Origin of the sequence: Campylobacter sp. 107 (assembly GCF_002383835.1) — a bacterium.
GTDB classification, from domain to species: domain Bacteria; phylum Campylobacterota; class Campylobacteria; order Campylobacterales; family Campylobacteraceae; genus Campylobacter_D; species Campylobacter_D jejuni.
In genome coordinates this window covers 1-21301 of sequence record NZ_NXBA01000062.1, presented here as the reverse complement: position 1 = coordinate 21301, position 21301 = coordinate 1, and the positions used below count along the sequence as shown (strand labels likewise).

The 21301-nt window shown below is 29.7% G+C and carries 21 protein-coding genes; 13 read left to right on the top strand and 8 right to left on the bottom strand.

Translation table 11 applies throughout. The features are described 5' to 3' along the window. Positions 1-83 precede the first annotated feature (83 nt). A complete protein-coding gene (locus tag BGS40_RS07415; RefSeq protein WP_096738568.1) occupies positions 84-1340 on the top strand; it encodes a Cj0814 family flagellar-dependent secreted protein in 1257 nt (418 codons plus the stop codon). A gap of 58 nt (positions 1341-1398) precedes the next feature. On the opposite strand, the gene BGS40_RS07410 is transcribed toward BGS40_RS07415, so the two are convergent. The 6 genes from BGS40_RS07410 to BGS40_RS07385 are packed head-to-tail and all read right to left on the bottom strand — an operon-like array spanning position 1399 to position 7259. Continuing rightward, positions 1399-2826 (bottom strand): Mur ligase family protein, encoded by a 1428-nt coding sequence (locus BGS40_RS07410; RefSeq protein ID WP_096738567.1) that lies wholly within the window; start codon positions 2824-2826, stop codon positions 1399-1401. Continuing rightward, positions 2827-3546 carry an alpha/beta fold hydrolase gene (locus tag BGS40_RS07405; RefSeq protein ID WP_002938078.1) on the bottom strand — a complete coding sequence of 240 codons (720 nt, stop codon included), beginning with the start codon at positions 3544-3546 and terminating at the stop codon, positions 2827-2829. 1 nt (position 3547) lies between these two features. After that, complete coding sequence (locus BGS40_RS07400) at positions 3548-3763, bottom strand: type II toxin-antitoxin system Phd/YefM family antitoxin (protein ID WP_052793888.1); 216 nt, start codon at positions 3761-3763, stop codon at positions 3548-3550. 59 nt (positions 3764-3822) lie between these two features. Further along, positions 3823-4863: a D-alanine--D-alanine ligase gene (locus BGS40_RS07395; RefSeq protein WP_002938081.1), complete on the bottom strand. Its 1041-nt coding sequence runs from the start codon at positions 4861-4863 to the stop codon at positions 3823-3825. 9 nt (positions 4864-4872) lie between these two features. Then, positions 4873-5424 carry a Holliday junction branch migration protein RuvA gene (gene ruvA / locus BGS40_RS07390; RefSeq protein ID WP_044778119.1) on the bottom strand — a complete coding sequence of 184 codons (552 nt, stop codon included), beginning with the start codon at positions 5422-5424 and terminating at the stop codon, positions 4873-4875. Continuing rightward, entirely contained in the window at positions 5400-7259 is a 1860-nt protein-coding gene (locus BGS40_RS07385) for a flagellar assembly protein A (protein ID WP_096738566.1), read from the bottom strand. The genes ruvA and BGS40_RS07385 overlap by 25 nt, the downstream gene beginning before the upstream one ends. A 103-nt stretch (positions 7260-7362) precedes the next feature. On the opposite strand from BGS40_RS07385, the gene murJ reads away from it, so the two are divergent. The 7 genes from murJ to BGS40_RS07350 are packed head-to-tail and all read left to right on the top strand — an operon-like array spanning position 7363 to position 15941. Then, positions 7363-8829 (top strand): murein biosynthesis integral membrane protein MurJ, encoded by a 1467-nt coding sequence (gene murJ, locus BGS40_RS07380; protein WP_096738565.1) that lies wholly within the window; start codon positions 7363-7365, stop codon positions 8827-8829. Continuing rightward, positions 8813-10201, top strand: a complete 1389-nt coding sequence (gene cysS, locus BGS40_RS07375; RefSeq protein WP_096738564.1) for a cysteine--tRNA ligase — start codon at positions 8813-8815, stop codon at positions 10199-10201. The genes murJ and cysS overlap by 17 nt, the downstream gene beginning before the upstream one ends. Beyond that, a complete protein-coding gene (locus BGS40_RS07370) occupies positions 10194-11936 on the top strand; it encodes an ABC transporter ATP-binding protein (protein ID WP_052794356.1) in 1743 nt (580 codons plus the stop codon). The genes cysS and BGS40_RS07370 overlap by 8 nt, the downstream gene beginning before the upstream one ends. 31 nt (positions 11937-11967) lie before the next feature. Beyond that, positions 11968-13026: a quinone-dependent dihydroorotate dehydrogenase gene (locus tag BGS40_RS07365; protein WP_052786696.1), complete on the top strand. Its 1059-nt coding sequence runs from the start codon at positions 11968-11970 to the stop codon at positions 13024-13026. Beyond that, positions 13023-14273, top strand: a complete 1251-nt coding sequence (locus BGS40_RS07360) for a M16 family metallopeptidase (protein WP_096738563.1) — start codon at positions 13023-13025, stop codon at positions 14271-14273. Before BGS40_RS07365 ends, BGS40_RS07360 begins: the two co-directional genes overlap by 4 nt. Then, the gene (gene dapA / locus BGS40_RS07355) at positions 14266-15162 is read left to right on the top strand and encodes a 4-hydroxy-tetrahydrodipicolinate synthase (protein WP_002893331.1); all 897 of its coding nucleotides are present in this window, start codon (positions 14266-14268) and stop codon (positions 15160-15162) included. The genes BGS40_RS07360 and dapA overlap by 8 nt, the downstream gene beginning before the upstream one ends. Then, positions 15162-15941 carry an enoyl-ACP reductase gene (locus BGS40_RS07350; protein ID WP_096738562.1) on the top strand — a complete coding sequence of 260 codons (780 nt, stop codon included), beginning with the start codon at positions 15162-15164 and terminating at the stop codon, positions 15939-15941. The genes dapA and BGS40_RS07350 overlap by 1 nt, the downstream gene beginning before the upstream one ends. Positions 15942-15981: 40 nt before the next feature. Here BGS40_RS07350 and BGS40_RS07345 read toward each other — a convergent pair whose 3' ends face one another. Next, the gene (locus tag BGS40_RS07345) at positions 15982-16287 is read right to left on the bottom strand and encodes a hypothetical protein (RefSeq protein WP_002867958.1); all 306 of its coding nucleotides are present in this window, start codon (positions 16285-16287) and stop codon (positions 15982-15984) included. Positions 16288-16299: 12 nt separating this feature from the next. Beyond that, positions 16300-16896 carry an MBL fold metallo-hydrolase gene (locus BGS40_RS07340; protein ID WP_052781869.1) on the bottom strand — a complete coding sequence of 199 codons (597 nt, stop codon included), beginning with the start codon at positions 16894-16896 and terminating at the stop codon, positions 16300-16302. A gap of 73 nt (positions 16897-16969) precedes the next feature. Here BGS40_RS07340 and BGS40_RS07335 point away from each other — a divergent pair, with 73 nt between their 5' ends. The 5 genes from BGS40_RS07335 to BGS40_RS07315 form a co-directional block, all read left to right on the top strand. Next, the gene (locus tag BGS40_RS07335; RefSeq protein ID WP_096738561.1) at positions 16970-17710 is read left to right on the top strand and encodes an NAD+ synthase; all 741 of its coding nucleotides are present in this window, start codon (positions 16970-16972) and stop codon (positions 17708-17710) included. A 3-nt stretch (positions 17711-17713) separates the two neighbouring features. Continuing rightward, positions 17714-18640, top strand: a complete 927-nt coding sequence (locus BGS40_RS07330) for a tetraacyldisaccharide 4'-kinase (RefSeq protein WP_052794352.1) — start codon at positions 17714-17716, stop codon at positions 18638-18640. Then, positions 18637-20049, top strand: a complete 1413-nt coding sequence (thrC, locus tag BGS40_RS07325; protein WP_052794351.1) for a threonine synthase — start codon at positions 18637-18639, stop codon at positions 20047-20049. Before BGS40_RS07330 ends, thrC begins: the two co-directional genes overlap by 4 nt. Continuing rightward, entirely contained in the window at positions 20046-20765 is a 720-nt protein-coding gene (gene kdsB, locus BGS40_RS07320; RefSeq protein WP_052781901.1) for a 3-deoxy-manno-octulosonate cytidylyltransferase, read from the top strand. The genes thrC and kdsB overlap by 4 nt, the downstream gene beginning before the upstream one ends. An 86-nt stretch (positions 20766-20851) precedes the next feature. Then, positions 20852-21301: Cj0814 family flagellar-dependent secreted protein (locus BGS40_RS07315; protein ID WP_374220167.1), on the top strand; the 450-nt coding region annotated here is incomplete at its 3' end.

Below are 21301 nucleotides of genomic sequence, written 5' to 3'. Positions count from 1 at the left end.
CACCCCAAAACGGAACAGATTTTGCTTATATTATTTTAATATATTTAGGTTGAAGGCAGAAAAATCTAAATTAAGGAATTAATATGAGTATCTTTAGTATCAATGATAACTCAAACTATGGTTCTATACTTTCACAAGCAAAAGCTAATAAAGAAAGTAAAGAAAATTCTAAAATAAGTTTTGCTAATGCTTTTTTAAAACAAAATGCTAGTAAATTAAATGAAATTCAAAGTGCAAATTCACAAACTCTAGCAAGAAGTGAAGTATTAAATTCTACTAATACAACAAATACTAGCAATAATACTAATTTTAGTATAAGTAGTAAAACAAGTTCTCCTAATTATGATATATCTAGTGAATTTAAAAACTCTATTTATACTCTAAAATATAAACAAGTAGATATAAGTAATACTTCTACTAATACAGCCTATGGTTATAGTGTAGATAAAGATGGCTATATGGGAAGTGATTTTAACAAAGCTGCAGGACTTCCTGAAGATTTTAAGATACATAAATCTACTTTGGATGAGATAGAGAGATTTAATCAACATAATATGGCTAGTGAAACCAGTGGAAACTATTATGATAGTTTTGATATGGCTTCTATTGTTAAATCCCATTATAATAGTTTTAATCAAGTAATAAGTACATTTCCAAATGATAAAACAAGTTTTAGCGAAGCTGATTTAGAGCAATTACCAAAAGGACTAAATGATGGTTGCAATCAAAACAAAGAATATATTGTAACACATATATTTAACGCAGAACAATTTCACGAAGCACAAGCGATTAAGTATTCTACTATGAATTTGGGTATGAACCTTATGAAACTTGACTTTTCTCCGCAAAGCATGGAGCAAGGACCTTCAAATGAAGGCGGATTTAATCCTGATATGTCAGTTTATCCAAAAAATGAAGATGGAAGTTATTCTAAAGAAGCTTTGTTTATGAGTTTTTTAAAGTCTTATTCGCCTATTCCATCCTCAAATCAAGTTGTTTTGAGTCCTGAAGCAAAAGTTCGTGAAGCAAAACTTGAGCTAGAAATGAAAGCAAATCCTTCTTTTAGCGTTTCCTTAGATGACATTATGACAGGTAAGGTTGATTTTGCAAGTTTATTAAAAGGTTATGCACAAGATGGTTGGCTTGATGCAGGTATATATGCAATGGAAAAAGGAGTTGCTTGGCAAAATACAAGCATAGGTTATGGTGGAGCTTGGTTTGATAATCAGTTTAATCAAGCAAAGGCTAATGGTTGGAAAGCAAGCAGTGAAAGTATAAATTCTTTTGCTGATTCTATAGCGGATAGACTCAATAATCTTTTAGGACAAACTAGGGTTTAAGGAAGTATTTGCACGAAGTCAAATTAAAAATGATGACATTTGCAAATACTTATGCGAATTACATAAAGCTAGGCGCATCGTTTGAAAAGAGTATTAAATCTCCGTTTTTTGTTTCTTTAGCTAGAGTTTGAACTAGCTGGCTTTTTTCTTTAAGTATAATGGTTTTTATTTTTAACTCTTTTTTGAAAATTTCAGCATTGATTTGTGCACTAATGATAGCAAGATCAAAACACTCATTGATGATTTTGGCAAGTTTTATATTTTCTTCTTCGCTTACTTCCACTATACCAGGACTTACTAAAACTTTGCGTCCTTTATAGCTTTTACAAAGTTTATAGCTTGTGCTCATACCTTTAAAATTTCCATTAAAACCATCATCTATGATAAATTTAGGCTCTCTTGAAAGCACTTGCAAGCGATGTTCTACGGAATTTATATTTAAAACTTGCTTTTGAATTTTTTCTAGCTTTATGCCGAGATAATGAGCACAAAGTATACAAACACAAAGATTTTGCGCATTAAAATCCCCTAAAATTTGACTTTTAAAATCATAGGATTTATTTTCTATATCGACTTTAAATTCTAAACCTTCAAGACTTGAATGAATAAGACTTAATTTATCATCATAAAGGCTGATGAGTTTATCTTCTTCTTTTTGGGTACTAGAGTGTAAAAAAGCTTTTTCTAGTCTTTTGGAATTTAAGGCTTCAAGTTTGGTTGAGCGGATATTTTCAACACTTTTAAAATACTCTAAATGTGCATTGCCTATCTCTCCTACTATGCTGATTTGAGGTTGTAAAAAACGAGTGATTTCATCAATATCGCCTTTAAGTCTAGCACCTGCTTCAGCTATGTAAATTTGAGTATCTTGGCTTAAATTGGTATTGATATCAGCAATTATACCTAACAAGGTATTGACAGAGCGTGGTGTTTTGTAGCTTTTAAAGTCATCTTTTAAAAGTTCGTATAAAAAATTTTTAATACTTGTTTTTCCAAAACTTGCGGTAATGAGTATGATTTTTAAATTTTCATTGGCTCTTAGTTTGGCTTTGGCTTGTTTTTTATAATATAAATTTGTAAAAAACTCATAAATTTTAAGACTAAATAAAGCAAAAGGAAGACTAAAAAGATTAAAAAGAAAAGAAAAACGCAAAGCAAGTATAGCAAAAATAGCATTATAAACAAAAACAAAAACAAAAAACCATTTAACCTTACTTGTAAAAACAAGCTTTTTATCTATACCTTTGTTCCAAAAATACAAAATCGGAGTATGGATCAATGCAAAATATGCTAAAGAGTATAAAGGAAAAGCTAAGAATAAAAAATAAGGGATAAATAAAAAATACAAATGCCACAAAGGTTTATGATAATGAAAAAACACGCGTTTAAATTTATAAGAATACCATTGTAAAGCACTCATAAGATAAAAAGCTATACAAAAATTAAAAAATAAAGAATTAATAAAATAAAGAGTATTGATAAGCATTTAAATTTCCTTAATTTTTTGAGCTATGAAAGCAGAATGTTTTAAAAAGAAAAAATGATCCCCTTCTAAAGGATAAAAAGTGCTATTTTTTAAAAGTTGATGTATTTTTTCACCACAATACAAAGGCGTAGCTTCATCGCTTTTTCCCCAAAAAACCAAGCTTTTAGCCTTTTGCTTGGCAAAAATTTTACTAAAATCCTCATCAACAACATTTTTAAAGGTTTCATACATCATAGGGCTAAGATTTGCTCCGTCTTTGCTAGCAAAATAGCGATAAAATTTTCCCAAACCAAAGAGTTTTAAAATTTTAAAAATACGGATTTTAAAACGCACTTTTAGGGATTTTTTAGCTAAAATTCCTGCACTTGAAAGTAAGATTAGGGTGTCTTTTTCCTTTGCGAGCAGGGTGCTTACTTTTCCACCAAAAGAATGCCCCATGAAAAAACAGACATTGAGTTTTTTTTGTTTTAAAAAAAGTTCTGTGATATTGGCATAATCTTGAGTGTTTAAAATTTCTTCCACGCTTGAATTTCCAAAACCTGCCAAATCCATATAAATTTGACAAAAATCTTTTAAAAAAGGGCAAAAACTTTGTTTCATAAGTTCTTTATTAGCTCCCCAGCCGTGTAAGATAAGTATTTGCGGCAAGGAAAGATCACCTAAAATTTCATAAGAAATTTGATAAGTTTTGTTTTTATAAGAAAGTTGAGTTTGAGCCATTTTAAGCCTTTTGATTTTTGTAGATATTTTCTAAAAGTTGCATGGCATTTTGTAAGCGTTCAAATTCTTTCATACTAAGCATTACAGCTTCAAATTTGTTATTTTTTAAAATAACTATTTTTCCACTTTCACTTTTTTTGAGTTTTTCCATAATGGGACTAAAATTTCTTACCATCTCGGTGGCAGTGTAAATTTCATCTTGTTTAAAAGAGAGCATTCTTCTTCCTAAAATACGCTAAATTTTATGTATAATTTAGCGTATTTTGACTTAAAAGCTTATAATTTTCCTTTTTGTCCATTGATGGAGTGAAGGAAGTTGTAGTTGATTTTTATCATTTTTTCAAGTGAAATTTGATCAGCTAAAGCGTTTAAAGTGGTATTAAAATCTTTAAAAAGATAATTAGCCAAAGAACCAGGGTTTGGGTTGATTTCATTTAAATATACTTCATTATCCAGTATAAAAAAATCGCAGCGTATTAAAGCACCTTTAAACAAAGGATTGTAGATCTTTTTAAAACTGTCTTTGAGTTTTTCTTTTAATTCTTCGCTTAAATTTGCTTCTATAAGCTCATTGTGTCCTGAAAAGCTAAGATATTTTTGTTCAAAGTCTAAAAATTCTTTTTTCTTTGGCTCTTCTATGATGGAAAAAACAAACTCATCATTGATCATGCATCCTGCAAGATTGTATTCTTTGATATTGTTTTTAAATTCTTCTACCACAAGATCATTATCAAATTCAAAACCTACATCTTTGGCGTATTCTAAATCTTTTTCATCTTTTACTATGCTAATACCTATACTACTTCCAAGTCTTGCAGGTTTGATAATGCAAGGAAAATTAAGCTTTTCTTTAGAGTTTTGATTTTTTCTTAGCATGGTATAATCAAGTGTTTTTACTCCAACGCTTTTGGCATAAAGTTTGGTAAGTTCTTTGTTAAAAGATAATACACTAGCTTCAAGTCTAGGTCCTATAAATTTAATAGAATAAAACTCAAATAAAGCCGCAATTTTTCCATCTTCTCCATCTCTACCATGGATAAGATTGATCACGTATTCGCACTCTAGTTTATTTTCTTTTAAAAAACCTTTGCTAAAAAAACCTCCTTGTTTAATGAAGAGTTCTTTTTCTTTTTTATAAGCTTTGGTGCTAAAAGTTTTAGAATTCATTTTTTCACTTGGGATATGATAAAATCTTCTTTCTTCATCGCAAAAAATAAATTCTAAATTTTGATTGATAACTTTTTTAAGTACCACAGCACTTACTATACTGATCTCGTGTTCATAAGAATTTCCGCCAAAAAGTATTGCAAATTTCATTTTATTCCTTTATCCTAGTTTTTTAAGAGCTTCTTTGATGAGTTCGCTTGTGCTTGTTGCTTGAGCGCTTGCTAAAACACTTATGATTTTTTCTTGTTTAAAGCCTAGAGTAAGAAGTGCGGCTAAGGCTTCGCTTTTATCATCACTCACATTTTCAAGTTTGGTTTTTGTATCTGAAAGTTCTACTATAATGCGTTTTGCACTTTTTGGACCTATACCAGGTACTTTTTTAAGCGCACTTTCATCGCTTAAACTTAACGCTTTGTAAAAAGAATTTACATCAAGACTAGAGCATACCGCCATAGCAGTATTTGCACCCACTCCATTGACTTTTAAAAGCATTTCAAACATTTTTTGCTCGTCCTTATCCAAGAAGCCATAAAATTTATTAGAATCTTCTTTGATGATTTGAGTAATAAAAAACTCGTGCTTTTCTTGAGTTTGAATTTTAGCAGAACAAAAAAGCGAAATAAATATCCCATAGCTTAAACCACTAGCACATTTTACAATGATAAAAGTAGGTTCTTTTTTTGTGATTATTCCTTCGATGCCGACAACCATGCTATATCCTTTTCTTCATAATCTAATTTTTTATGTATTTCTATACTTTCTTGGTTGTTTTGTATGACTTTTTTAATGCTTATAAATTTAGCACTTTCATTAATAAATGAAGAGTAAAAAATATCTTCTTTGGGCTCTAGAAGTGAAAATTTGACCTCATTCATATCAGTCCATTTGCCACTTTTATTTATAAAAGTTGCTTCAAAAAGCATTTTTTGCAAATTGATTAATTCTAATTGTAAAGATTTTTTGCGTTCAAGAAGTTCTTTTTCTTCATTTTGTAGTTTATTTAATTCAAGATTTTGTAAAGAGAAATCTTTTAGGGCTTTTTCGTATTGTATAGGAACATTTTGACCTTGATTTTTAAGTTCTGTTATCTTTTTTTCAACACTTAAAATTCCATTTTTACTTGATAAAATGTATTGTCTTATTTTATTCATTTTATGATTTAACTTAGAAATTTGCTCTCCTAAAATCGCAAATTCTTCATCATAATTTTTATCAAGAGTTTTAATTTTAGCATGAAATTTATTGTTATCCCCGTTAATGCGTTCTATTGTGGTGTTTTCAAAAAACACACAAGAATTATTACTTTCTAAATTTTCTATATAAATTTTATCAGCTTGTATATTTCCACCTAGGCTTTGTTTAATTCTTACTTCTTTAGCTTTGACTGTTCCACCTTCGAGCAAATCTATATTTAAAATTTCGGCTTCTGCAAATCCTCTATGAGTTTTTATATAGGCTTGTTTGGCTTGAATTTTGGCTTTAGAGTGTGTAGTGCCTTCAATTTTCATTTTAGCGGCATTAAGTTGAGTGTTGCTTCCTACGCTTCCGACTACATTTAATTCTTCACATTCTATCCCAACGCCAGAATTTACAGCATCTTTTACTTCTGAAAGAAATTTTATATTGATTTTGACATTTTTGTCTAGTCCAGCTCTTATAATCCCTATATTTTTAAAATCTACCCCATTAAAATCTAGTTCATTGGCGATATCAAATTTTTCACCATCTTGTACTACATAACCTTTTTTTAAAGCTATATATTCTGTGTATCCATCTTGCTCTACTTGTTTAAAAGCCGAAGAACAAGAAAATTTAACTTTATTTTCATTTGCGGCTAAAACTTTTAAGGTGTGTAAATTTAAGTCTTTTCCTTCTTTACCTTGTTTAAATTTGACGTGTTTTAAAACAACTTCATTTTCATCAACAACAATAATACCTGAGCGTTTTTCATCGATAGTGTAGTTTTTGGTTTTTTCTTTATAAGTCAAGATCAGGGATTCATCTTGACTTTCTATAGGATCAATACCTTGTGCAACGGTGATTTGTATAGTTTTATTTAAAGGGGTATTTTTATGTTGGTTGCAAAAAGACACTAAATTTTTCTTAAAATCAAAAATGCGGATACCTATTAAAAATTTAAGTTTCAACATCTTTTTATAAATATTTTGCAAAAGTTCTAGTGCTAGTTTTTCATGAAAGTCTAAATTTGCAAAATCAATTTGAGCAATTATTTTGGTTAAATTTTTATTCGCAACCAGTTTGACTGCTTGAGATGCTTTGCTTTGGTTTATGCCGTGGAAAATTTCTATTTTGTATTCTTGCTTGATTTGAAGATCATTTTTTAAAAAAAATTCATCTTTATCAAAAAGAGTTAATTCTTTTTCAGAGATTTTTTCCCATTCTAATTCTCCAAAACGATATTGTGTAGAAAATGCCAATAAACTAAAATCAAGCTCATTTAAGCTAAGGTTTGTTTGTGAAGCTACGCTTAAAAGCTCTCGAGCTGGATTTTCTGTATAGGCAATAATTTTTTCATCCAAAGTCAAAACTTTCCCCTTGTAAAAAATTAAGAATGTAATTATAGTCAATTTTTAATCAATTTTAGTTAAAATAGTTCTCTTTATATTTTGAAATTTATGAAAAAAATTAATGAAGAGTTTAGTATTTAAAAATTTTATTGTCAATGCTTTAGGAATTTTATTTTCAAGAATTTTAGGGCTTGCTAGAGATGTTTTAATAGCGCTTTTTTTAGGAGCAGGGCTTTATAGTGATATTTTTTTTGTGGCTTTAAAAATGCCTGCTTTTTTTAGAAGAATTTTTGCAGAAGGGGCTTTTGGACAAAGTTTTTTGCCTAATTTTGTAAAAGCGAAAAAAAAGGGAGCTTTTTGCGTTAGTGTAATGATGCAATTTAGCCTTATAGTTTTTTTATTTTGTCTTTTAGTAAGTTTTTTCTCCTCTTTTTTCACTAAGCTTTTTGCTTTTGGGTTTAACGCAGATACTATAGCTTTAGCAGCTCCTTTAGTGGCGATTAATTTTTGGTATTTGTTTTTTATTTTTTTAGTTACTTTTTTAGGGGCTATTTTAAATTATAGACAAAAATTTTTCATTACCTCTTTTTCTGCAGCATTATTTAACTTAAGTATTGTTATAGCTGCTTTTTTTGCGGATAAAAATGCACCGCAAAATACACTTTATTATTTTTCTTATGCAACGGTTTTAAGTGGGGTGGCACAGCTTATTTTACATTTGCTTGTTTTAAAAAACAATCCTGTAATTCGTGCTATGACTTTAAGTATAAAATTTAAAAAAGCCAAGGCGAAATTACAAGGTTTTTATGGCAATTTTTTTCATGGAGTTTTAGGTTCTTCTGCGACTCAATTTAGCTCATTGCTTGATACAACTATAGCTAGTTTTTTAATGAGCGGGAGTATTTCTTATCTTTATTATGCAAATCGTGTCTTCCAACTCCCCCTTGCACTTTTTGCTATCGCTCTAACTCAAGTTTCTTTTCCAAAAATTTTAAAACATTTAAAAAGTGGTCAAGAAAAATTAGCCTTAAAATTTATGCAAAGAGCATTAGCGCTTTTAAGCATTTTACTTATTGCTTCTAGTATTATAGGTTCTGTGTTTGCTTTGGAAATTTCAAAGCTTTTATTTGAAAGAGGAAATTTCACTCACGAAGATAGTGTGATTACGGCTTATGTTTTGATTGCTTATCTTATAGGGCTTTTACCTTTTGGTTTGCAAAAGCTTTTTTCTTTGTGGCTTTATGCAAAATTTAAACAAAAAACAGCAGCTTGGATCGCGGTAAAATCTTTAATTATCAGTGCTTTATGTTCTATGGCTTTTATATTTTTGATTAAAGATGAAAGTTTAAAGGTTATTGCAGTAGCACTTTCAAGCTCTATTAGTGCTTTTTATTTGCTTGGAGCTAATATCAAAGAATTTGGTTTTAAGAAATTTTTTGCTTTAATATCTATTAAAATTTGCTTATTGGTTATAGTTGCTTTGATTGTTTTTACGATCTTACTTATTTTGATTAAACCTTATATTTTAAGTTTTTTTATAGGAATTTTTACAAGTTTTAAAGGAGTTTTTAATGAGATTATTAGATAGTGTAACAAAAGAGAAAATAAAACTTGATAAAAAAGATATTAGTATTTATTTATGCGGACCTACGGTTTATGATGATGCACATTTAGGACATGCAAGAAGTAGCGTTTGTTTTGATCTTTTGCGTAGGGTTTTGCTTGCTCAGGGCAATAGGGTAAAATTTGCTAGAAATTATACAGATATTGATGATAAGATTTTGAAAAAAATGGCTCAAAGTGGTCAAACTTTAGAGGAAATTACGGAATTTTATATCAAAAGTTATGAAGAGGATATGAGGGTTTTAAATGTATTAGATCCTGATTTTAAACCTCGTGCAACGCATTATATAACAGCTATGCTTGATTTGATTAAAAAGCTTGCTAAGGATGGGTTTGTTTATACTCTAGAAGATGGAATTTATTTTGATACAAGTAAAGATGAAAAATATTTAAGCCTATCAAATCGCAATTTAGAAGAAAATATCTCTCGTCTAAGTAATGAAGTGCAAAAAAGAAATGAAAGCGATTTTGTGCTTTGGAAATTTGATGAAAATTTTTACGAAAGTGAATTTGGCAAAGGGCGTCCAGGTTGGCATACTGAATGTGTTGCTATGATTGATTCTATTTTTGAAAATACTCTTGATATACATGCTGGAGGGATAGATTTGCTTTTTCCTCATCATGAAAATGAAGCTGCGCAATGTCGTTGTGGATGTAAGAGAAAATTAGCAAATATTTGGCTTCACAATGGTTTTGTAAAAATCGATGGCGAAAAAATGAGTAAAAGTTTAAATAATAGTTTTTTTATAAAAGATGCTTTAAAAGAATTTATGGGCGAGGCTTTAAGATTTTATCTTTTGAGTTCTCATTATAGATCTCATTTTAATTATTCTTTATCGGATTTAGAAAATGCTAAAAAACGTTTAGATAAATTTTATCGCCTTAAAAAAAGATTGGATTTAGGTGAAATTTCTGATTTTGATGTTTTAAATGATATTGAAATAAAAAGCGAAATTGCTAAGCAAATTTTAGAGATTTTAAATGATGATTTAAATGTTTCTAAAGCCTTAGCTCTTTTGGATGATTTTATCAGTAGTGCAAATTTAGAGTTGGATAAAGAAAGCAAAAATAAAATTTTAAAACAAAATATCAAAGAAGCTTTAAGTGAGCTAGCTAAAATTTTTGGCTTTGGTTTTATGGATACAACTTTATATTTTCAATGGGGTGTAAGCAAAGAAGAACGAGAAGAGATTGAAAAGTTAATTTTAGAAAGAACTGAGGCTAAGAAAAACAAAGATTTTAACACAGCTGATACAATAAGGGAACAACTAAGTAGTAAAAAAATCACTCTTTTAGATACTCCAAATGGAACAATTTGGGAGAAAATAAATGCATAATGAGATGAATTTAAAAGAGGTTTTAATACGCTTTAAGCCCTTTTATAAAAGATATTGGAAACAATTTGCTATAGCTATTTTCGGTATGATTTTAGCAAGCGGAGGAACTGCTGGAAGTTTTTATGCTTTAGAGCCTATTTTAAATTATATTTTCGTTGAAAAAAATGAAGCTTTACTTTATACAGTGCCTTTTTTGCTAGTATTGATGTATTTTTTTAAAAATCTTGGAACTTATTTACAAAGTTTTTATGTTTCCTTTATAGGAACAGATATGTTAAGAGTATTGCGTGCTAGGGTTTTAAAAAATGTTTTACGCTTGGATATGGATTTTTTTAAACGCTACAGAAGCGGAGAGCTTGTAAGTCGTTGTACTAATGATATTAATGCGCTTCAAAGCATAGTATCAAACATTATTCCTGATTTTTTTAGAGAGCTTTTAACTGCTATAGGACTGCTTGCGGTAGTCTTGTATCAAAGTCCTACTTTGGCTTTTTTTGCTTTAGTGATTTTGCCTTTAGCTATTTTTCCTTTGGTATGGTTTGCTAAAAAACTTAAAAAATATGCAAGAAATATACAAGAAACAAATTCGGATTTGCTTTCTTATTTGGGTGAAATTTTTTCAAATATTGAATTGATCAAAGCTAATGATAATGAAAAAAAAGAAAGTGATAAATTTGCTAAGCATAATGATACTTTGTGTAAATTAAACCTAAAATCCGCACGTATTGATGCACTTACAAGTCCTTTAATGGATATGATGGGCTCTGTTGGGGTTGCTGTGGTGATTATTGTAGGAGGTAGAGAGGTTATCAATGGTTCTATGAGTGTGGGAAGTTTTATCAGTTTTGTTTCAGCACTTTTTGCGATATATACTCCTTTAAAGCGTCTTTCGTCTTTATATGGAAAACTTCAAGGTGCTGTTGCGGCAAGTGAAAGAACTTTTTATTTATTGGATTTAGAACCTCAAATTAAAGGTGGAAGCAAAGAATTAAAAAACATTGAAAAAATTAGCTTTGAAAATGTTGAATTTGCTTATGAAAACCCGCATAAAAGTGTTTTAAAAGGCGTAAATTTTGATTTTGTTAAAGGGCAAATGCTTGCTCTTGTAGGGACAAGTGGGGGTGGCAAATCTTCTATTATTAATCTTTTGATGTATTTTTATGAAAAGCAAAAAGGTAAAATTTTACTCAATCAAGAAGATATTAGCACTTTTACCATAGAAAGCTTACATGCTAAAATAGGACTTGTAACGCAAAATATTTATCTTTTTAATGATAGCTTTGCTGCAAATATTGCCTATAGTGAAGAGTTAGAAGAAGAAAAAGTCGTTCAAGCTTTAAAATTGGCCAATGCTTGTGAATTTGTTAAGGAAATGGGCGGGATTTGGGCTGAAGTGAAAGAACATGGTAAAAACTTAAGTGGAGGACAAAAACAAAGAATAGCAATCGCTAGAGCTTTATATAAAAATCCTGATGTGCTTATTTTTGATGAAGCAACTTCAGCTTTGGATAATGAAAGTGAAAAAGCAATAGTTAAAACTATAGAAAATTTAAAACAAGACAGATTGATTTTAGTGGTTGCACATCGTTTAAGCACTATAGAAAATGCAGATAAAATAGTAGTATTGGATAAGGGTAAGGTATTGGCAATAGGTAAAGATGAAGAGCTTTTGCAAACTTGTTCTTTGTATCAAAAATTTAAAAGCAAAGAAAAAACAAAGCCTAGCTTTAGTTAATTTTAGTTAGAATTTCAAAAAGGATTAAAAAATGGCTTATGAAATGATAAAACCTTTACTTTTTAAGTTAAACCCTGAGCATGCACATGCTTTGGTTGAATGTAGCTTAAGGGCTTTAAGTGCTAGTTTTCCAGGAGCTTTAAGTTTTTTAGCACACAAATATATAGTTGATGATGAGAGTTTAAGGCAAAAATTACTTGGACTTGATTTTAATAATCCTGTAGGTTTAGCAGGAGGCTTTGATAAAAATGCTACTATGATAAGACCTTTGAGTGCTTTAGGATTTGGCTTTTTGGAAGTGGGAACTTTTACTCCAAAACCTCAAGAAGGCAATGAAAAGCCACGCCTATTTAGACTTGTAAAACAAGAAAGTATACAAAATGCTATGGGTTTTAACAACGAAGGTGCCGAAAAGATTGCTTTAAGACTTGCAAAAACCCATCCTTTTGTTTTGCCTTTAGGGGTAAATATAGGGAAAAATAAAATCACTCCAAATGATAAAGCCTTGGAGGATTATTTTACTTTGTTTAGAGATTTTAAGGATTTATGTGATTATTTTATCGTTAATATCTCATCTCCTAATACTAAAAATTTAAGAGAGTTGCAAAATGATGATTTTTTAAATACCTTGCTTGAAGAAGCCAAAAAAATTACTTCTAAGCCTATTTTGATAAAAATTGCTCCTGATATGAAAATAGATGATGCTTTAAATTTATGTGAAAATGCTATTAAAAAAGGTGCAGATGGGTTTATATTAGCCAATACTAGTGTTGATTATAGCTTACTAGATAATAATCGTACTTTTGGTGGTATTAGTGGAAGGTTGATTACAGAAAAAAGTGGTATTTTTTTCAAAGAAGTAGCTAAAATTCTTTTTGGCAAAACCTTGCTTATTGCAAGTGGAGGGATTGATAGTGCTGATATTGCTTATGAGCGTATTAAAAATGGGGCTAATTTGGTGCAAGTTTATACAGCTTTGATTTTTAAAGGTCCTTCTTTGGTAAAAAATATCAATCAAAATCTTATAGAGCTTTTAAGAAAAGATGGGTTTTTACACATTAGTGAAGCTGTTGGGGTAAATTTAAAATGATTGCTTATGAAAAAATTCAATTAAAAAACAAGCTTGAAGTTTATGCTTTGCCTGTAAATAAAAATAGCGATGTGATTAGCGTTGATATTTTTTATAAAGTGGGTTCAAGAAATGAGATTATGGGAAAAAGCGGCATAGCTCATATGCTAGAACATTTAAATTTTAAAAGTACTAAAAATTTAAAAGCTGGCGAATTTGATGAGATTGTTAAGGGTTTTGGTGGCGTGGATAATGCAAGCACAGGTTTTGACTATACTCATTATTATATTAAATGTGCGAAGAAAAATTTAGATAAAGCTTTGGAACTTTTTGCAGAACTTATGGAGAATTTAAATTTAAAAGATGAAGAATTTCAGCCTGAAAGAGCAGTGGTTTTAGAAGAGCGTAGATGGAGAACAGATAATAATCCTTTGGGATATCTTTATTTTAGGCTTTTTAATCACGCATTTATGTATCATCCTTATCATTGGACTCCTATAGGTTTTTTTAAAGATATAGAAAATTGGAGTATTGAAGATATTAAAGAATTTCATAGTATTTATTATCAACCTAAAAATGCGATTTTACTTGTAAGTGGCGATATAGAAAGTAAAGAAGTTTTTGAGCTTTCAAAAAAACATTTTGAAAAGATTAAAAATACTAAGACTATACCTAAAATTTACACAAAAGAGCCTAAGCAAGATGGAGCAAAAAGAATATATTTGCATAAAAACTCAGATACTGAATTATTAGCCCTTGCTTATAAAATTCCAAATTTCAAGCACAAAGATATACCTGCTTTAAATGCTTTATCCGAGCTTTTAGGAAGTGGGAAAAGTTCTTTAATGAGTGAAATTTTGATTGATAAATTAAATTTAATCAATGATTATTATGCTTATGTTAATGATTGTATAGATGAAAATTTATTTATTTTTATTTGTAATTGTAATCCCAATGTTAATGCAGAAAAAGTAGAAAAAGAACTTTTAAAAATCATTTATAAACTTAAAATGGGTAAAATTTCTCAAAAAGATTTGCAAAGAGTGAAAAATAATGTCAAAAGTGATTTTATTTTCTCACTTAACAATGCTAGTGCAGTGGCAAATATTTATGGTTCATATCTAGCAAGAGGAGATATCAATCCTTTGTTAAATTATGAGAAAGATATACAAAATTTGGAATTAAAAGATTTGATTTCTTGTGCTAAAAAATATTTTATTCAAGAAAATTCAACTACGGTAATTCTAAGAAAGGATTCAAATGGATAAAAATATTATCATTGGGGCGATGACTGCTCTTATTACACCGTTTAAAAATGGAAAAGTTGATGAGCAAAGTTATGCAAGATTGATTAAAAGACAAATAGAAAATGGCATTGATGCAGTAGTTCCAGTAGGAACAACAGGAGAGAGTGCAACTTTAACCCATGAAGAACATAGAACTTGCATAGAAATAGCCGTTGAGACTTGCAAAGGAACTAAAGTTAAGGTTTTAGCGGGTGCTGGAAGTAATGCAACTCATGAGGCAGTGGGTTTGGCTAAATTTGCTAAAGAACATGGTGCTGATGGGATTTTAAGTGTGGCACCGTATTATAATAAACCTACGCAACAAGGACTTTACGAGCATTATAAGGCTATTGCGCAAAGTGTAGATATTCCTGTACTTTTATATAATGTTCCAGGAAGAACAGGTTGTGAAATTTCAACGGATACTATTATCAAGCTTTTTAGAGATTGTGAAAATATTTATGGAGTAAAAGAAGCGAGTGGAAATATCGATAAGTGTGTGGATTTACTTGCACACGAACCTAGAATGATGCTTATTTCAGGGGAAGATGCGATCAATTATCCTATACTTTCAAATGGTGGAAAGGGAGTGATTTCAGTAACTTCAAATTTATTACCCGATATGATTAGCGCTTTAACTCATTTTGCTTTAGATGAAAATTATAAAGAAGCTAAAAAAATCAATGATGAGCTTTATAATATCAATAAAATTTTATTTTGCGAAAGTAATCCTATTCCTATTAAAACGGCTATGTATATAGCTGGATTGATAGAAAGTTTGGAATTTAGACTTCCTCTTTGTTCTCCAAGTAAGGAAAATTTTGCTAAAATTGAAGAAGTGATGAAAAAATATAAGATCAAAGGATTTTAATGAATACAGAATTTCAAGGAAAAACTTTAGTGATTAGCGGTGGAACTCGCGGGATAGGCAAAGCTATAGTTTATGAATTTGCTAAAGTGGGTGCAAATATAGCTTTTACTTATAATTCTAATGCGCAAATTGCTGATGAAATGGTTCAAGATTTGGAGAAAAATTATAAAATCAAAGCTAGAGCTTATGAGTTTAATATTTTAGAACCTGAAACTTATAAAGAACTTTTTGAAAAAATTGATGTGGATTTTGATAGAGTGGATTATTTTATCTCAAATGCTATCATTTCAGGACGTGCGGTTGTAGGCGGCTATACTAAATTTATGAAGTTAAAACCAAAGGGAATTAATAACATTTTTACAGCCACAGTAAATGCTTTTGTTGTGGGCGCACAAGAAGCAGCTAAAAAGATGGAAAAAGTAGGGGGTGGAAGCATTATTTCTATCTCATCTACAGGAAATTTAGTGTATATAGAAAATTATTCAGGTCATGGTACAGCAAAAGCCGCTGTAGAAGCTATGGCAAGATATGCGGCTACTGAACTTGGAGAAAAAAATATCCGTGTAAATGTCGTAAGTGGTGGGCCTATTGAAACTGATGCTTTAAGAGCTTTTACAAATTATGAAGAAGTAAAACAGGCTACTATAAATTTAAGCCCTTTAAATCGCATGGGGCAGCCTGAAGATTTGGCTGGAGCATGTCTTTTTCTTTGTTCAAGTAAGGCAAGTTGGGTGACAGGACATACTTTCATCGTTGATGGTGGTACAACTTTTAAATAAAAATTAAGAAAAATCAATGGATTTTTCTTAAAAATATTTTTCAATCAAGTTTTAATTTCCACCCTAAAAAAACACTTAATAATGCAAGTAAAAAAATAAAATTTAAGGTCCAATTACCAAAACCTATAAAACCTATAGACAATACACTATAAAAAAATCCCCCCACAGCTGAATAAATACAAATCGTACTTAAAGATCCATTTTCTGCCATTTTTTTACATGGGCAGATTTTGTAAAATTTTTTATCGTTAAATTGATTTTTCTTTTTATTTCCCAAAAATAAACCAAAAAGGGCAAAAAGATTTAAAAAAATAAAAGCATATAATAAAATTTGATCTAATTCCATTTTGAATATACCTTAAAAGTATCTAAGCCAAGAGGGTAAATGGACTTGTTCTTCTTTTAAAGTAGTCTCTTGTCCATGTCCTGGCAAAAGTTTAAAATCTTCTTTGTAAGTCATAACTTTTTCTAAGCTTTGTTTCATTAAATTTGCATCTGAATAAGGAAAATCCCATCTTCCTATGCTTCTATAAAATAAAAAATCTCCACTAAACATGATATTTTTACCTACAATTTCTATCATAGTGCAACCTGGTGTATGTCCTGGTAAAAAGCGAAATTTAAAGTCAAGTCCGCCTATAGAAATGATATTTTCATCATCAATCAAATAATCCGCTTTGCTAGGCATAAAACCTTGATTAAAAGGATCTTCAAGCATAAAAGTATCATTTTTATGAATATAAATGGGGATTTGATAGGCTTGTTTTACTTTTTCATTATCCCAAACATGATCGTAATGTCCGTGAGTGTTTAAAATCGCTAAAGGATTTTTTACATGTTTTTTGATGAAATTTAGCGCATCAAAACCAGGATCAATTATAATTTCTCCATGCTCACCAAATAAAATATAACAATTTGTCTCATAAGCTCCACAAGCTTGTTTGATAATTTGCATTTTTTGCCTCTTTAATAAAAAATTTGCCTTAAATAAATATAATTATACATTAAATTTTTAAAAGGCAAGCTTTATGGATTGGCAAAAGATTACGGAAAAAATGTGTGATTTTATACAAGAAAAAGTGAAAAATTCTCAAAGTCAAGGTGTGGTTTTGGGGCTTAGTGGTGGGATTGATTCTGCTTTAGTAGCAACGCTTTGCAAAAGAACTTTAAAAGAGAATGTTTTTGCTCTTTTAATGCCAACTCAAATTTCAAATAAAGCCAATCTTGAAGATGCTTTAAGGCTTTGTGCGGATTTAAATCTTGAATATAAAATCATAGAAATTCAAAGTATTTTAGATGCTTTTATAAAGCAAAGTGAAAATACTACTCTAGTATCTTTGGGAAATTTTGCAGCGCGTATTAGAATGAGTTTGCTTTATGATTATTCTGCCTTGAAAAATTCTTTAGTCATAGGTACTTCTAATAAAAGCGAATTGCTCTTAGGTTATGGTACGATTTATGGAGATTTAGCTTGTGCTTTTAATCCTATAGGATCACTTTATAAAAGTGAAATTTATGCCTTAGCAAAATACCTTAACTTGCATGAAAATTTTATCAAAAAAGTTCCAAGTGCGGATCTTTGGGAAAATCAAAGCGATGAGGCGGATTTAGGTTTTTCTTATGCAAAAATCGATGAAGGTTTAAAAGCCTTAGAAACTAATGATGAAAAACTTTTAAGAATGCTTGATCCTTCTTTGATTACTATGTTAAAAAATCGCATGCAAAAAAATGCTTTTAAAAGAAAAATGCCTGAAATTTTGGAAATTTAAACAATGAGTGAAGAAAAAAATTATGAACTTTGGCTTGATAATTATTTTTTTAAGCCTAATTTTTGGCAAAAATGCCTTGCTTTTATACTTTTACCTTTAAGTGTGCTTTATGCTTTTTTTGCGATTTTAAATACTTTTTTTCGTAAAAAAATAGTTTTTAAAAAACCTGTTATTAGTGTTGGTAATTTAAGTTTTGGAGGTAATGGAAAAACCCCGCTTTGTAAAGCTATAGCAAGGGAATTTGATGGTGTTTTTATAGTAATTAGGGGCTATAAAAGAAAGTCTAAAGGTTTGTTTGTTGTTAAAAATCAAAATGAAATTTTATGCACCTTAGCACAAAGTGGCGATGAAGCTATGGAGTATGCTTTTGAAGAAAATATCAAAGGTGTGATTGTAAGTGAAGATAGAGTAAAAGGTATTGAAAAAGCCTTTGAATTGGGAGCTAAAATCGTTGTACTCGATGATGCTTTTTCTAAATTTCATATTAAAAAATTTGATATTTTGCTTGAAAGTAAAATCAAACCTTATTTTGATTTTACTTTACCAAGTGGAGCTTATCGTTTGCCAAAATTTTATGAAAAAAGGGCTGATTTTATTGCATTAGAAGGCAGGGATTTTGTGCGTTATTCTTTTGTAAAAGAAAATCCAAAGGCTGTTTTGGCAACTGCTATTGCTAAACCTTTTAGATTGTATGAGCATTTTATCAAAGCAAGGGCTTGTTATTTTTTTAAAGATCATTATGAGTTTAAAAAAGAAGAATTAGAAAATTTGCTAAAAAAACATAATTGCGATACACTAATGCTTACTTTTAAGGATTTTGTTAAAGTTAAAGATTTTGGTTTTAAATGTCAAATTATAGAATTAAATATAGAATTAAAAGATTCATTAAGGGAAAAAATAAAAACTTATATCAAGGAGTTTGAGCAATGAAATTAGTCGAGAGTAGAAATGTAAATAATGTATCAAGTTTTAAGGAAGCTTTGATTAACCCAAACGCTCCGGAAGGAGGGCTTTACTCACCTTTAAATTTGCCTATTTTTGAAGGAGAAAAATATGCCAATTTGTCTTATAAAGATTTTGCTTTAAAGCTTATAGAAAGTTTTGGTTTTGGCGAAGAAGAGCTTTTTAAAAAGGCTTTGAAAAGTTACGAAAGCTTTGATGATAAAAATACACCTATTTCTTTGCAAAAAATCTCTGAAAAAACCTATATTAACGAGCTTTGGCATGGGCCTACAAGAGCTTTTAAAGATATGGCTTTACAGCCTTTTGGCGTGCTTTTAAGCGAATTTTCAAAGGATAAAAATATTTTAATTATTTGTGCTACGAGCGGCGATACAGGACCTGCAGCCCTAAAAAGCTTTGAAAATGCAAAAAATGTTAAAGTAGCTTGTATGTATCCAAAAGGTGGAACAAGTGGAGTTCAAGAGTTGCAAATGCGAGCTTTAGATAAGGATAATTTGAAAGTTTTTGCTATAGATGAGGATTTTGACGCAGCGCAACGCACTTTAAAAGAATTGCTTTTTTCAAAAGATTTTCAAAACGAAATTAAAGCTTTAAATTATGAGCTTTGCGCAGCGAATTCTGTAAATTTTGGGCGTATTTTATTTCAGATTATTTATCATTATTATGCGAGTTTAAAACTTTTTAATGAGTTTTTAGAAGAAGTACAAATCATTGTTCCAAGTGGAAATTTTGGCAATGCTTTAGGGGCTTTTTATGCTAAAAAAATGGGAGCTAAAATTTCAAAAATCAAAATCGCTTCAAATGTGAATAATATTTTGAGTGAATTTTTTAATCATGGCGTTTATGATTTGCGTGAAAAAAGTCTTAAGAAGACTATTTCTCCAGCTATGGATATACTTATTTCATCTAATATCGAAAGACTTTTGTTTGCGAAATTTAAAGATAAAAGAACCAAAGAACTGATGAATTTGTTGAAAAATGAGAGATATTTTAAACTTGAAAAAGAAGAATTGCAAAGTTTGCAAGAAGATTTTGAGGCGGATTTTTGCACCGATGAAGAATGTATGCAATTTATCAAACAAAGCAAGATTTTAATCGATCCGCACACCGCAACTTGTTTTAAAATGCTTGATCCTTTAAAACCTAGCATTATTACCTCTACAGCAGAATGGACAAAATTTACTCCAAGTATGATAAAAGCTTTATACGATAGAGATTCTAAGAATGAAAAAGAAGATTTAAAATTTATAGCTAAAGAGTTTAATGTCCAAGTTAAAGATGAAATTTTAGCTTTATTTGACTTGAAAAATAGCGATGAAAAGGTATTTGAAGCCAAAAATATAAAAAAAGAAATTTTAGATTGGATGCAAAAATGATTATTATTCCTGCAAGATTAAAATCAAGTCGTTTTCATGAGAAAATTTTATGTGATGTAGGTGGAGTGCCTATGTTTGTGGCTACTGCAAGAAGGGTAAGTAGTGTGGATGAAGTTTGTATAGCTTTAGATGATGAAAAGGTTTTAAGCATCGCTAAAGAATATGGTTTAAATGCAGTTTTAACAAGCAAAGATCATGAAAGCGGTACGGATAGGATTAATGAAGCTTGTAAGAAACTATCTTTAAAAGATGATGAGATTATTATCAATGTCCAAGCTGATGAGCCTTTTATAGAATGTGAAAATTTATTAAAATTTAAAGAATTTGCAAGTTCTTGCTTGGATAAAAAAGCTTTTATGGCGAGTTGTTATAAAAAAATCACTCAAGAAGAAGCTATGGATCCTAATTTGGTTAAAGTGCTTTGCGATAAAGAAGGATATGCTTTGTATTTTTCAAGAGCTAAAATCCCTTATGAAAGAGAAAATTACGAGGAAAGTTTTAAAGGGCATTTAGGCATTTATGCTTATAGTGTAAAAGCTTTAAGAGAGTTTTGTTCTTTATTAAGTTCTGCACTTGAAAGAGCGGAAAAATTAGAGCAATTAAGAGCTATAGAAAATGGTAAAAAAATCAAAATGCTTGAAATTTCAACAGCAAGCATGGGGATTGATACCAAAGAAGACTATGAAAAGGCTTTAAAAATTTATTTAGAAAAATAACTCCACCCCAAAACGGAACAGATTTTGCTTATATTATTTTAATATATTTAGGTTGAAGGCAGAAAAATCTAAATTAAGGAATTAATATGAGTATCTTTAGTATCAATGATAACTCAAACTATGGTTCTATACTTTCACAAGCAAAAGCTAATAAAGAAAGTAAAGAAAATTCTAAAATAAGTTTTGCTAATGCTTTTTTAAAACAAAATGCTAGTAAATTAAATGAAATTCAAAGTGCAAATTCACAAACTCTAGCAAGAAGTGAAGTATTAAATTCTACTAATACAACAAATACTAGCAATAATACTAATTTTAGTATAAGTAGTAAAACAAGTTCTCCTAATTATGATATATCTAGTGAATTTAAAAACTCTATTTATACTCTAAAATATAAACAAGTAGATATAAGTAATACTTCTACTAATACAGCCTATGGTTATAGTGTAGATAAAGATGGCTATATGGGAAGTGATTTTAACAAAGCTGCAGGACTTCCTGAAGATTTTAAGATACATAAATCTACTTTGGATGAGATA